Origin of the sequence: Novosphingobium aquimarinum (genome assembly GCF_009746585.1) — a bacterium.
Classification (GTDB): domain Bacteria; phylum Pseudomonadota; class Alphaproteobacteria; order Sphingomonadales; family Sphingomonadaceae; genus Novosphingobium; species Novosphingobium aquimarinum.
Genome location: NZ_WRPO01000015.1, coordinates 14,104 through 27,716, shown reverse-complemented (window position 1 = coordinate 27,716; position 13,613 = coordinate 14,104). Strand labels below are relative to the sequence as shown.

10 protein-coding genes are annotated in these 13,613 nt (G+C 60.5%); 3 read left to right on the top strand and 7 right to left on the bottom strand.

The features are described from left to right. Nucleotides 1-124 precede the first annotated feature (124 nt). Nucleotides 125-1,171, top strand: a complete 1,047-nt coding sequence (locus GQO94_RS14410; RefSeq protein ID WP_156842136.1) for an endonuclease/exonuclease/phosphatase family protein — start codon at nt 125-127, stop codon at nt 1,169-1,171. Between the two features lie 166 nt (nt 1,172-1,337). Here the strand turns inward: GQO94_RS14410 and GQO94_RS14405 are convergent, their stop codons facing one another. From GQO94_RS14405 to GQO94_RS14375, 7 genes are all read right to left on the bottom strand, one after another. Beyond that, the gene (locus tag GQO94_RS14405) at nt 1,338-2,498 is read right to left on the bottom strand and encodes a glycosyltransferase (protein WP_156842135.1); all 1,161 of its coding nucleotides are present in this window, start codon (nt 2,496-2,498) and stop codon (nt 1,338-1,340) included. Between the two features lie 13 nt (nt 2,499-2,511). Continuing rightward, nucleotides 2,512-3,030 (bottom strand): DUF2141 domain-containing protein, encoded by a 519-nt coding sequence (locus tag GQO94_RS14400; protein ID WP_156842134.1) that lies wholly within the window; start codon nt 3,028-3,030, stop codon nt 2,512-2,514. Continuing rightward, on the bottom strand, nt 3,011-3,949 hold the full coding sequence (locus GQO94_RS14395; RefSeq protein ID WP_156842133.1) for a hypothetical protein: 939 nt from the start codon (nt 3,947-3,949) through the stop codon (nt 3,011-3,013). Before GQO94_RS14395 ends, GQO94_RS14400 begins: the two co-directional genes overlap by 20 nt. 29 nt (nt 3,950-3,978) lie before the next feature. After that, nucleotides 3,979-5,148, bottom strand: a complete 1,170-nt coding sequence (locus tag GQO94_RS14390; protein ID WP_156842132.1) for a glycosyltransferase — start codon at nt 5,146-5,148, stop codon at nt 3,979-3,981. A 471-nt stretch (nt 5,149-5,619) separates the two neighbouring features. Then, nucleotides 5,620-5,937 (bottom strand): hypothetical protein, encoded by a 318-nt coding sequence (locus GQO94_RS14385; protein ID WP_156842131.1) that lies wholly within the window; start codon nt 5,935-5,937, stop codon nt 5,620-5,622. A 59-nt stretch (nt 5,938-5,996) separates the two neighbouring features. Continuing rightward, the gene (locus GQO94_RS14380) at nt 5,997-7,301 is read right to left on the bottom strand and encodes an NAD(P)/FAD-dependent oxidoreductase (protein ID WP_156842130.1); all 1,305 of its coding nucleotides are present in this window, start codon (nt 7,299-7,301) and stop codon (nt 5,997-5,999) included. Between the two features lie 55 nt (nt 7,302-7,356). Further along, nucleotides 7,357-9,600, bottom strand: coding sequence for a TonB-dependent receptor (locus tag GQO94_RS14375; protein WP_198045974.1), 2,244 nt, complete (start codon nt 9,598-9,600; stop codon nt 7,357-7,359). Between the two features lie 273 nt (nt 9,601-9,873). On the opposite strand from GQO94_RS14375, the gene GQO94_RS14370 reads away from it, so the two are divergent. Further along, entirely contained in the window at nt 9,874-11,970 is a 2,097-nt protein-coding gene (locus tag GQO94_RS14370) for a hydantoinase/oxoprolinase family protein (protein ID WP_156842128.1), read from the top strand. Beyond that, the gene (locus tag GQO94_RS14365; RefSeq protein ID WP_156842127.1) at nt 11,967-13,604 is read left to right on the top strand and encodes a hydantoinase B/oxoprolinase family protein; all 1,638 of its coding nucleotides are present in this window, start codon (nt 11,967-11,969) and stop codon (nt 13,602-13,604) included. The genes GQO94_RS14370 and GQO94_RS14365 overlap by 4 nt, the downstream gene beginning before the upstream one ends. Nucleotides 13,605-13,613: the final 9 nt, after the last annotated feature.

Here is a 13,613-nt window from a genome sequence, read left to right as displayed (position 1 = left end):
CGGTCAACATTTCCGGCGGCTAGACGCCACGGTCTAAGCAAAACCGCACATGCGGGGGAAAGCGTGCGGAATTCGTCGGAGAATGGCGTCTTGCGGCCACACTCGGCCACGGAAGCAAGACTAAATGATCCGTTTCAGAACCTTTGCCTCGATTGCCGGTGCGGTCCTTCTGAGCGCGGGCGTCGCGGCGTCACCCGGCTATGACGCGCAAGTGGCCCACAAATCCGCCTGGCCGTCACCCGCTGGATCACTCTCCGTTATGTCTTACAACATCAAAGGCTTGCCCTGGCCAGTCGCGATTGGTCGCGAGGCGGCAATTGCCGCGATGGGACAACGCCTTGCGGCGATGCGGTCGAGCGGAGCCCAGCCTCATGTCGTGCTATTGCAGGAGGCCTTCGGCGATTCTGCAAACGTGCTCGGCGAGACTGCCGGTTATAAATACGTAATCACTGGGCCTCAATCGTCCTGGTCGGATGATTCTGAACCACTGGGCCGCACGTTTGCGGAAGGGGCGGAATGGGTGAAAGGTGAGGTGAGCGGGAGCTTGATCAACAGCGGACTGGCGATACTCTCGGATTACCCGGTCGTCAGAAGCGAGCGCTATGCCTTTCCCGAAGGCGCATGCGCCGGGTATGACTGTCTCGCGGCAAAAGGAGTCGTTGTGGCGTGGATCGATGTGCCGGGCGCCGACGAACCGATCGCAGTTATCAACACCCACCTCAATTCGCGACGCTCAACACATGTGGCGACGCAGCGGGCAGATAGCGCCTACTTTTGGCAAGTGGGCGCAGTGCGGAAACTCCTGTCGAACGTGCTGCCGTCCGGAACTCCGGCCATCTTTGGGGGAGATTTCAACACGGGACAATCACCCGCCCGCAGGGTGGCCGTATCGCAGCCGCTCATCGATGGCACTCCCGTGGACGGGCTGAAGATCCTGCTGACTGACGGTGGTGTCGCGGTGGGTTCGCGAAGTGAGGCGCAAAGGATTGTCGAGCGGAACAAGGACAAGATTATCTTCCGCAATGGAGCCAGGGTTGCTCTGCGGGCCGAGCGCGCCTGGGTTCCGTTCCCCGTTACCTCTGAAGAGCCTCTCTCCGATCATGCCGGTTTCGTGATCGACGTTTCGCTCATTGGCGGCCGAACGACTAACCGCGGCGCCGAGCAGCCATAGGGCCCGACATACATCCGTTTGAAATTGAGTTCACGTTTGTATTTGGCGGCGCGTTTTCACTCATCGGCGTGGCGCGGCGGGCAAGCGGACATAAGTCGCTTGCGAAGTTCGTACAAACACCGTCAGCCAACTCACTTGCCGAGAAGCCGAACCGACATTGCCGCGCTCACGCAGCGTGGGAAATCTGGCCTGAGCACAGGTGCTGGTAGATCGCGAACAAAGCTGCGAAATGATCGTCCATCTCTAGCGTCATGACTGCCGCCGAACGCCTCGCAAAGCGGTCTGGCAGGCTCAGAATAGCCCGCACCAGATCCGCAGGGTCCGCCGCGCGATAGGACAGTCCCATCTCCCCCTTCGCAAAGTCAGCCGCGCCACCGCGATCAGGTACGATTACCGGTATCCCGCTGGCGCTTGCCTCCGCTGCGGTCATGCAAAAGGTTTCAGCCTCGCAACCATGCACGAAGGCATCGGCGCTTGCCAGAACGCTGGCAAATTGCTCCCGGTCGCGTTCCGGACGAAACAGACGGATATGGGGATTTCCTCCGATCGCCCGCAGGATGTTTGTATTGTCTCGTCCTTCGCCGAAGATCGCCAGACCCATTTGGCGGTGACGCCCAGCGATCGTCACCGCCTCAACCAGCATCGGCAAACGCTTTTCGGGTGCAAGCCGGCCGGCGGCAACAAGCAATGTCGCATCGGGGGAAAGGCCGCATTGTGCAAGAAGGCTTGCGCGTAGATTTTCATTGCGCTTGCTGGCTGCAAAGCGGTTTGCTTCGACACCCATCGGGACAGTGACCACATTGCCGACACCGCCAGCGCTCATCCTCGAAGCCAAATCTTTGCTGGCGCAAACGACCGCATCATAGAGCCGACCAAGTTGTCGCACATGATCCCAATATCGCAAAAATCTCCGGTCGATCATCTCGCGACTGACGAGGGGTTCCAGCCACCGGTAAGCATAGGCGGACAAAGGATCGGCGTGCATGACAAGCGCCTTCGGCGTTTCTGGCCGCCAGTTTGCGACCATGAGGGGGCTTCGCCACGGCGAGGACGCTTCAACAAAATCCGGTGCCAACTTGTCAAGCGCGGCGTGAAGCCCCTGTTCATCGTTGAAATACCAGTATTTTCGATCAAGCGGGAAACGTGGAGAAGCGATTGTCTGGATGCGAGCGCAGCGACCAAACTCGATTACTGCGTTGTCGTCACCAGGCGCCAGGATAGTAATATCCTGGCCCATGCGTTCAGCAATCTTCAGCTTTTGGCCGACATAGGTTTTTACACCCCCACCTCTCGGTGAATAGAACGCGCAGACATCCACAATCTTCATCAACCGTTTCCGATCATCGTATTGGACGCACGCCGAGGCCGTGCCGATAATTCATTACGATCCGGATCGGTGTCGGGCCTGAGCGGGCTGCCGCGCTCGCGCTCGAAGCCTTGGGCTTGCTCCATCCGAGCTTGGGATTGCCCGCAAAACCGATTCCATCGATCCGCCAGCCGAATTTCCGGTTGCTATCCCGATCATGTAGCAGGGTGACGGCGTACCGCCCGGCCGATGGAACTCGGATGCACAACCGCACCGGTCCCGATGTCGGTACGGGCAGCTCGACGCGGCGAAAGGTCTTTCCAGCTGAAATCAGGACGTTGTCGTCCTCGAGAAAATCCTTCTCGTTTGCTGGATAGACTTCGAGCTTGAGTTTGCCCTTGCGGTCCTTGAGCCCTTCGACATTGACCAGGAATGCCGGTCCTTGCTCGTTCGCGGCGCATTTGCCCTCGGCTTTTCCAAGATCCGGCGTCGAGGGGACTGTTGCGGCCGCGAGCAGGGGCGCCGCAATGAGACTACGGAGCAGTCGCTGCATGGAATTTACCCTTTGAAAACAGATCGGTGAAGGCGAAACTCATGCCGACAACCACGTGGGTGACGAGGATCAGGCCGGCCATGAGTGCCATCAGCGCAGCCGTTTCGACATCGCTCCCAACTGCGAGGACCGCAATACCGGCGAAGACGACATCCTTGTTCGGCACGAAGGGGAGGCGCGAAACCAGGAGGCGAATTGTTACCAGCAGCAGCCACCAGCCGACCGCCACATCTGGCAGGACCAGATGCCAGAGTGCCGCCGACACGACCGTCGTGATCACAATACGTGTCAGATGGAGGGCGAACACCATTCTAAGCTCGCCTCTTTCGAGCGAGAAAATCGATCCGCGAAACAGCGTTATGCCTAGTGACGTCCCAATCACGAACGCCAGCGACCATCCGATCGCAGTCGCATGGTCATGCAGCGGCAACAGCTTTACGAAAGGATATGTGATGGCGAGAAAAACCAGCGTTGCTGCGTTACCTGCAACCGCCGAAAGCACGGCGACATCCTTGACCGCGCCAAAAGGAGTGGTCACGAATTTGAGGTTACGACGGGCCCAACCATAGAAATAGGCTTCGCCCAGATAGCCGATCAGCAATTCATTGTAGATCAGCTTTCGAACGAGTGCGCCGAATGCGCTAGGACCGACGCCCCAAAGGCGGTGAAAGATGACCCATTCGCTTGCCGGACCAGCCAGATACCTGACTGTGAAAAGTACCCAGAAGATCACCGAGGTCGGCACCAGCGCAACTATTCTAGCGAGATCGAGATCCCGCGCTTGATAGACGGCAGCGGCAACGACCACCAACGACAGGGCTGTGCTCAAGATATTGCCCAGCGTTGGTCTGATCCTGCGATCTTGTGGCTTGAATGCGAAACTGTTCAAAGACGGGATCGCTAAGGTCTGATCGGGCATATTGCGCCTGGCTCGTTGATGAGAACCCGCTAGACGCCGCCCCCACCCCATAGCCGCACCCCGCCGCAAAGGTTTTTCAAGCGGTCCTGGCGATGCCTGATCGTCAGCTTCTCGATTGTGGACAGGTAGATCTCGCTCGAATGTTCAAGGGTGAACTGCGCCGCCAGGCGGTACATAGCATCTCGATCGGGCCGGAGATGGCGGGTCAGATTCATCCCCGAACCAAGTGCCTCGGGATCGTCGGGCGCGACCATCACACCAAATCGGCCGTTCCCCGTCAGCCACGCCATGCTTGCGCAACAGTCAGTTACGGCAAGTGGAAGACCTGCCGCCAGCGCCTCGACAACGACTGCAGGCAAGCCTTCGTAGTGCGACGAGAGGACGAATACATCCGCCTCGGCGTACAAGGCATGCGGGTTTTCGACATGCCCGACGAAGCGGACTTGTTCTGCTATTCCAAGAGTATCGGCGAATTCGATCAGTTTATCTTTGTCAGGCCCTTCTCCCGCAATCACAAGTGTATCATCCGGCCAGCAATGCTTCGCAAAAGCGTCCAGCAGCATTGCCTGGTTTTTCTGCGCAACGAGTCTACCGACCGTGAGAAACCGACAGCCGGACCGGGAGTTACGGTTCAGCCGGTTTTCGGATAACGTGCGCAAATCGTCTCGCGACAGCGCGGGATTGGGAATGACAGTGATCATTTCGTCTGGAACAGAAAGTTCGCGTCTTATCTCCGGAATCATCGGACTTGCCATCGCCACGAAGCCATCCAGCCATGCCCCCTGGATCTTCAGCCACCGTCGATAGAACATGCTGGCTGGACGCGGGATATCGCGCCGTTCCAGATCGTTGCTGATCTTTACGAGAACCGGGGGACAGCGATCACCGAGGAGCAGCTTCATCGCCACGCATACGATTGTGTAAGTGTTGCCTGGGCAGAATACGGCATCGACTTTTTCCGTCAGGAGAAACTGAAAAAGCGACCAGATCATCCAGAGCGTTTCCCAACGATCGGTTGGGAAAGGTTCTTTAAGGAACCAGTAGTCAAGTCCAGGGGACATCAATCGGCAGCGTCCCCTATCCCTGCCGAGTACCACGACAGGTTCATGCCCGGCGTCCTGCCAACTTTCGGCAAGGCGCAGCGCGACACGCTCGACCCCGCCTGGTTCGAAGCTATGGATGGGAACAGCAATCCGCATGCGCGCTAGACGCCGATCATGTTCAACACCCGCACATTGGAAGACCCGTAACGCGTTTTCGCTTTCGGCTCAGGCGTCCACGCCTGCGTAGGCGCGCGCCTGGTCCGCCGCGAATTGACTATCGCGTCCCAGGAACTACTTGGGAGGATGAAGAAAATCCGTCTTTCCGTCAGAGAAACGGCCGAGTACGTGCTGCACATCCACCTGCGTGGCTTTGAGCATCTGCACATCGAATTTGATGCCGTTTGACCTAGAACGAGTCGAACACGAAGCTCGCCTGATTTATCTAGATCGGCCTATAAATCCTAAAAGCTGATCTCATATGTTCCCCCCTCTGTGGTGAGCCATCAGGTCGACGCCAGATGCTCCCAGACGCTACGCCTGATCGTACATCCCATAGGACTTTTTCGAACCGGACGTGATGCGGTCGGCGAGCTTGATCATCCAGATATTCTTCCGATTTGCGGCAACTCAGGAAACGGGCGCGACGAGGAAACGGGCGATCTTGCCTTCGCGAAGGTCCGCGCAGGCCATCGCCTCATCGTCGCGTTCCTCGCCGTTTTCTTTCACCCTCGTGTAACAATGGACGAAGGCGACGTCCGCGCCGGCCAGTTCATGGTCGACCGGCAGGACCATAGACACCGCCTCGCAACGCGCGGCGATCGCCTTGTAATGCGTTACCATCTCGGCCGGGTTGGATGCGCGCAAGGCATTGCGCACGTAGATGCGGGCATCGTCGGTAAAAAAGCGCGCGAAATTCTGCTCCGTGAGGAGGTCAGTGTCGGCCATCGCCTCATTCCACCATGCGAAGAATTGGATGATCGGGTTTTCACTCATCTCATTGTACCTCAGCGATTGCGGGCGCGCCGCTCCTCGTACCAGTCGAGCAGCGGGGTGAAATGGGCGTAGAAGCGGGAAAGCCGCGACTGGAGCGACGCGGTGGTGCGGCGATTGGTATCCAGTACCGGAAAGTCCTGCACGCCATCGCCTCGCGCATGACTGGCAAGCGCCTCACCGACGACGAAGGACAGTGCGATCCCCCGAGCATTGCAGGACGAAGCGGCGAGGACGCCCTCATCAACCACCATCGAGATGGGGAGCCGGTCAGCGGAAATCGAACTCGTGCCCGTCCAGATGTGCGTGATCCCGGGGGGTTTCGGCAGGCGCAACATCGTTCCAAGCCTGGCCGACATGATGCGCGCCGCGCGCGACGCATCGACGCCAAACGCGTCGAACGTTCCCGTTATCAGGCGGTTTTCGATATCGAAGCGGTACGTGAACAGATTGCGCCGCGTGTCGGACAGGCATTCGCCGCCCTGGAACAAATGCTGCCGATCCGCCGCTGGGATCGGTTCTGTCGCACATTGCCAAACGCGCATGGGAATCAGCGTGCGTGTAAGGGGAGGCACGAGACCTTCCGAGATCCCGCTGGAGAGACCGTTCGTGCACACGAGGACCTTCTCAGCCAAGACGCTCCCTTGTGCCGTGCTGACCCGATAGCCCGTGCCCATTTTCTCGATGCGCTGCACCGGACTGTTTTCGAAGATGCGCGCACCAGCCTCGCGCGCCGTGCGGACCAATTCACGGCAAAGTCGTAGCGGATGGAGTGTGCCGCCGCTGGGTGCATACCAGCTTGCGGCATAGCCTTCGACACCCGTGCGTTGCGCGGTATCCTGCGCATTGAGATGCTCGCAGTCGAAACCTGCTTCGCACCATTCGTCCATGAGACGTTCGAGACGCGGCACGGCCGCAGGCGTCGCGGGATGATACCATCCGTCCTGACGAGCGTCGCATTCGAGGCCAAGTTCGCGGATGCGAACGAAGAGCATATTGGCGGAACGGCCGACCAAGTCGACAATGCCCGCGCCCGTTTCGCCGGTGCGCGCGATGATTTCGCGCGGGGATCCCACGCTGAAATGCGGAACGACGAAGCCGCCGGGCGTCGAGGATGCTCCGGAACCGATTCGATCAGCTTCGAGCAGCACGACATTGGTACCGTCCCGCGCGAGCCGGGCGGCAGCGGCCGTACCCATGATACCGCCGCCGATCACGACGACATCGCACCGGCAGTCGTGATCGAGAGCGGTCTGCGCTGGAACCGCCTCCCCTGCCGAGGCCGTAGCCCACCAGAGATTTTCAGGTCTATTCGTCATGGATCACCGGCTGTGCCGCCGCGCCCGCGAACCGGGCGTGGCGGCGGTCTGAGGCTTAGAAACGGAACGAGACTTCCACGCCGTAAGTCGCCGGATCACCAAGAAAGTTCTGGCTTGGGAAAATGCCGCCCCAGTTGTCGTAGGCGGAACTGACATAGAGCTTGTTGAAGATATTCTTGGCGAAAGCCGCGAGTTCCCAGCCATCATCCTGACCGTGCAGGCCTACCCGGCCGTTGACGAGCCAGTAGCCGTCCTGCGAGCTAAGACCGCGTTCCGCGAGGGAGAAATACGTGTTCGATTTGTACGAGGCATCGCCCAACACGTAGACGCCGAAGGAGTCCGACTGGATCGGCAGTTCCCAACGCGCCTGGCTGGTGAACGTGAATTTCGGCGCATTGGCGAGCTGGTTGCCGGTGAAGTCCTCACCACCCGCGGCGTTGTTGAACTTCGTGATCTTGCTATCCAGCAGATTGGCCGAGGCTCGCAGTGTCAGCGCGCTCGAGGGGCGGTACTGTACCTCACCCTCGATGCCGTAGATGCGAGCATCGCCCGCGTTCGACAGCACGATGACGTTCACGCCATTGCGAATTTCCGTAACCATCGCCTGGAAGTCTTTCCAGTCGTTGTAGTAGGCGGCGAGGTTCAGGGTCATGTTCCCGTCGAGCAGCGTGCTCTTGAGCCCCGCTTCGTAGGCATAGACGGTTTCGCCCTCGAACGGATCGGTCTCCGCTTCGGAAAAGGCGATGGCCGCCTTGAAACCGCCGCTCTTGAAGCCTTTGCTGGCGCTGGCGTAGAGCAGAAGATCTCGCGAGGCCTCGAAATTGATGCCCAGCTTGCCAGACAGGTTGTCTTCCTTGAGCGTGCGCGCGATCCCTGCGACCGGGGTCGGCAGCGTCGAATCTCCATACGGATTGAGATCGATCGCGTCGTACGTATAGGCCTTGCGTTCGTGCGTGAACCGCAAGCCCGCCACCAGTTCGAGCTGCGGCGTAACCTTGTACCCCGCCTCGCCAAAGCCGGCGATGGAATCGGTCTTCTGGACGTAGGAAGTATCCGCACGCGTGTGGAAGAAGGTATCGTCCAGAGCCTGCAGCGCCTGCCCGGCAATACGGTCATGCGAGAAATAGAGGCCCGCGACATAACGTGCCGGACCATCGCCATTCGACGTCGCGCGCAATTCCTGCGTGAACGACGTCACGTCGTCGGTGAAGCGCGAATCCAGCTGGATGAGCGCCGAACCGTCTGAATCATCCCCGAGCACGCGACGAAAATCGACGTAACCAGTGACCGACGTCAGGGTCGCTGCACCCAGATCGTAGTTCATAGTCAATTGCGCGTTGTAATTGCGCGAGTCCATCTCGTGCCCGTAAGCCTCGCTCGCTTCGACCGTCCGGCGTTCGGGTGTATCGTCGGAATAGCCGAAAAAGTCGCGACACGTACTTTCGTCGCGATACCCCGCCAAGGCGGCGGCGCAGAAGCCCTCGCCTCCGCGCGCGTAGTATCCGACGTGCTCGCGCAGCTGCACGTCGCGCTTGCTTTTGGTGTAGCCGAGCTTGAGCGTCGCGTCGAAGTCGTCCGTCGGCTGCCAGAGCAATTGCCCTCTGAACGAAGTCTCGTTCACATCGCCAATCGTCTCTCCGGTCACCGCATTGGTTTGCCACCCCCCGCGCTGTTGAGTCGTTTTAAACGAAAAGCGGCCTGCCAGGCTGTCGGACAGCCCACCGCCGATGGCGCCCTCGATTTCGGCGCGATCGAAGCGGGCATAGCTTGCCCTTGCGTATCCCTCGGGCTCGAACGTGGGCGGCGCCGAAATGAAGTTCACCGCGCCGCCAGTGGTATTGCGCCCATAAAGCGTGCCTTGCGGACCCTTCAGCACTTCGACGCGCTGCACGTCGAAAATCTGGCCGGCCAGCATCGGCGTAAACGGTTGGATGACGTCATCAATGTACACGCCGACAGTCGGATTGTTGTTTCCGAAAGTGTCGTTGAGGCTAAGGCCGCGAATGGAGATGACAGGGTTCAGGCCGCCCTGCACTTCATTGACCGACACACCGGGAGCGAGAGCGCCAAGGTCGGCAGCCGTCTTAACCCCAAGTTCCGCGATCTGCTTCCCGCTGAAGGCATTGATCGAGATCGCCACGTCCTGAACGGTCTCCGCCCGGCGCTGGGCGGTCACAACGATTTCGCCGGCGCCGCCGACGCTCGCGGGCGACTGGGCTTGCGCACTCGTCGCCAAGCCAGTGGCGAAAAGGGCTGCCAGCGAGGCGCCGGTCAACATCATGCTACGGGTGTTCGTCATCGATAACCTCCTCATGACCGCACATTTTTCGCGGCTTGTGTTCGACTTGCCCTCGTTCGCGCTGCGCGCTTGTGGGGCCTTGAGCAGTCGTTCGTGGATCCCTCCGAGGCACTCTTGCTAACATCAAATTATTTTGGATCCAATATCCATTATCCGACTTGCGATAAAAAAAGTTTTGGATAGGCTTGATGCTCGAGGCGCCATTCGCCGCACGTCAAAGGCCGATGCTGGGTCCCAACCTGGCGCGCGCAAGTTCCAAGGAGTTCTTCCCGGATGGCAGCATCCCCCGCACCCGAAACCATAGCCGGATCCGGCGCCAGTCAGGATCGCGCCTATGTTGGCATCGACGTTGGCGGTACGTTCACGGACTTGGCCATGTACGACACGGCCACTGGATTGTTTTCGACTGTGAAGGTGCCGTCATCGCCCCCGACTTTCTGGCCCTCGGTCATCGCCGCATTGGATGCGGCGGACATCGATGCCACGCGCTCGGCGACGGTGCTCCACGGCACGACGGTCCACCTCAACGCATTTCTAGAGCGACGCGGCGCCCGCATGGCGCTGGTCACGACCGAGGGCTTTCGCGACATCTACGAAATGCGCCGTGGAAACCGCGTGCGGCCTTACGACATGCATTTTCGCTATCCCGAACCGCTGGTGAAGCGCCGCGATATCTTCACTGTCGCCGAGCGCACGTCGGCTGACGGAACGGTGCTGGCAGCGCCCGCCGAAGCTGACATCGCGCAACTTGTCGAACGGTTGAAAGATGGCGGATACGAAGCAGTGGCGATCTGCTTCCTGCATTCGTATCGCAATCCGCAGAACGAAGTCGCGGTCACGCAAGCCTTGCGCGAAGCCCTTCCTGGCATTCTCGTCGGCCCCTCGCACGAGGTGTGCCGGGAATGGCGCGAGTACGAGCGAACCAGCACTGCCGTGATCAATGGCTACGCCTCGCCCGTGCTTAAGCGCTACCTTACCGACCTGCTTACCGCGCTCGAGGAAAAGGCGAATACGCGCTTGTTCCTGCTGCAATCGAACGGCGGTCTGATGCGGGCTGAGGATGCCGGGGACCGCGGCATCCTTTCGCTACTTTCCGGCCCGGTCGGCGGTAACGTTGCTGGCCGCGCGCTGTCCGAAGAAGCGGGTTTTCCGAACCTGATCTGCATCGACATGGGTGGTACGAGCTTCGAAGCCAGCCTGGTCGTGGACGGCCAGTCAGTCGTGCAGACCGAGCGCGAGATCGGCGGCTTTCCAGTGCTGTCCCCGATGGTCGACATTCACACCATTGGCGCAGGCGGCGGCTCGATCGCGTGGAACGACGCCGGCGCATTGCGCGTTGGCCCGCAAAGCGCAGGCGCTCGTCCGGGCCCGGCGTGTTACGGTCACGGCGGTACCGAACCCACCGTAACGGATGCCAACATCGCGCTCGGCCGCCTCGAGGACGGCTGCAGTTTCGGAAACCTGACGCTCGATGCCGCGAAGGCGCGCGACGCAATCGCCACTTTCGCCGCACCCTTCGGGATGGATGGCGAGGCGATGGCGCAAGGGATCCTCGACATCATCAACGAGCAGATGGCCAATGCCATCCGAACCATCACGGTCCGTCGCGGCATCGATCCGCGCGAGTTCGCGCTGGTCGCCTATGGCGGCGCAGGTCCGATGCATGCCGCGGACATCGCCCGGCTTCTGGGTGTCTCCAAAGTCGTGGTACCGCGGGCCGCTGGCGCCTTTTCGGCCTGGGGCATGCTTCAGAGCGACCTTGTCCACGATATGGCCGAGACCGTTCTCATCGATGCTCGCGAAGTCGACTGGGCATCGTTCGCGCAATGGTTCGATTCGAGCGCCGAGACGCTGGGCGCGCGCCTGGTTTCCGAGGGCGTACCGCGCGAGCGCGTGCACTTCGAACGTCTGGTCGATGTGCGTTACGTCGGGCAGGAAAACACGCTTTCGGTCGTGCTGCCGCCCGAACTGCTGGCCGCTCCGGAGAAGTGTCTCGCAACAATGCGAACCGCGTTCGAGGCCGAGTATGTGAAGGTCTTCGGCCATTCGAACCCGGACGAGGCCCTTGAAGTCGCAACGCTGCGGCTGCGAGCCAAAGGCGAAAGCGCTCTCGACGCGCGCACTTTGCTTGCCGCCGACGACGCGGTTCCGGAAGCGATGACCGCCGAGCGCGAAGGCCAGATCATCTTCGATGGCATCGCGCGCGCGACGCGCTTTATCACGCGCGGCGGCATGACGCCGGGTAAAGATTATGCGGGGCCGTGCGTGATCGAGGAAGCGACCGCGACCACCATCGTTCCACCCGACTTCTCCGCCACGATCGACAAACTCGGAAACCTGATCCTGACATTCGAGGAGGCGGCACGATGAGTGCGACGCTCGACCCCATCACCAGCGAAGTCATCCGCAATGCCTACAACGCCATCGCCGACGACATGTCCGCGATGATTGCCCGGTCGGCCTATTCGCCGATCATTTACGAGGCGCACGACTACGGCATCGCCCTGTTCGACCGCCATGCTCGCCTTCTTGGGCAATACGCAGGCCTACCTCTGTTCACCGGCGGTCTCGACGCAGGCCTCAAAGCGACCATCGAGCGCTACGGCTTGGAAAATCTCAAGGCGGGGGACGTGTACACGGTGAACGACACGTTCATCACCGGAGGCCATCTCAACGACGTCGATGTCGTGGGCGTCATCGCGGACGAAGGCGAAGTGCTCGGTTTCATTGCCATCCGCGCGCACTGGGCCGACATCGGTACCGCCGAACCAGGTTTCCCGGTCAACAGCCGTAATATCTTCCAGGAAGGTGTTCGCTGGGGCCCAACCAAGATCATGGAGGGCGGCGAGTTCGTGCGCGACGTGATCGATCTGCTGTGCCTGAACAGCCGGGTTCCGCGAACGCTCATGGGTGATCTTAAGGCTCAGCTCGCTGCCATTCGTCTTGGCTCCGAGCGCATGATCTGGCTCAAGAACCGCTTTGGGCAGGAGACGATCGAGGCCTGCGGCGAGCAGATCTTCCAAACGACCGATCGCAAGTTCCGCGATTTCATTTCCTCGATCCCGGATGGCGTCTACACCGCGCAGGGCACGTCGGACGACGATGGCGTCACGCCCGATCCGGTTGAAGCGAAAGTAACCGTAACGATCGCTGGCGATCGCATGACCGTCGATACCCACGGCTCTTCGAAGCAGCGCGCGGGCAATCTCAATACCGGTTACGCGAATACCGTCTCCGCCGTGCGCCTTGCCTTGGCGCTGCTCTATCCCGATGCCGAGCCGGACATCAACGACGGGTCGTTTCGTGCCATCGAGGTGATTGCGGAGCCTGGCTCGATCTATGCCGCCGAGGCACCTGCCCCGTGCATGCGTCCGCACCCCGTCATGTTGCTTATCGATCTCATCATCAAGGCACTTTCCGACGTGCTGCCGGACCATGTTGCGGCAGGGCTTCCCGGCGACAGCTGGAACATCTTCCTGATGGGTGTCGATCCGCAGACCGGAAAGGGTTTTACCAGCGGCGAAGCGCTCGACGGCGGCTGGGGCGCGAGCGCGCGCGGCGATGGTCCCAGCGCGGTCATCCACTCGGCCGCGGGTGACTTCCGCAATATGCCGGTCGAAACACTGGAGCATCGCGCACCCATACGGATACGCCGTCTCGAACTTGGCACGGACAGCGGCGGCGCGGGCAAGTTCCGGGGCGGTCAGAACGTGATCAAGGAATACGAAGCGCTCTGCGATATGACCGTGACGCTGCATTTCGACCGCGCCCGCACGCCCGAATGGGGACTTTTTGGAGGCGAGGACGGAGCATCTCCCGTCGTCACCGTCTATACCACACAGGAACCCGAAGGCTCCATCGTGCGCAAGGTCGAGCAGTTGCCGCTTGCTAAGGGAGATCGCTTCGTCGCCGAAACCGGCGGTGGTGGCGGATACGGCCCGGTATCGCAGCGCGCGCCCGAAGCCCATGCATCCGACCTCGCGGACGGCGTAATCAGCGCTTGAAATCGGACA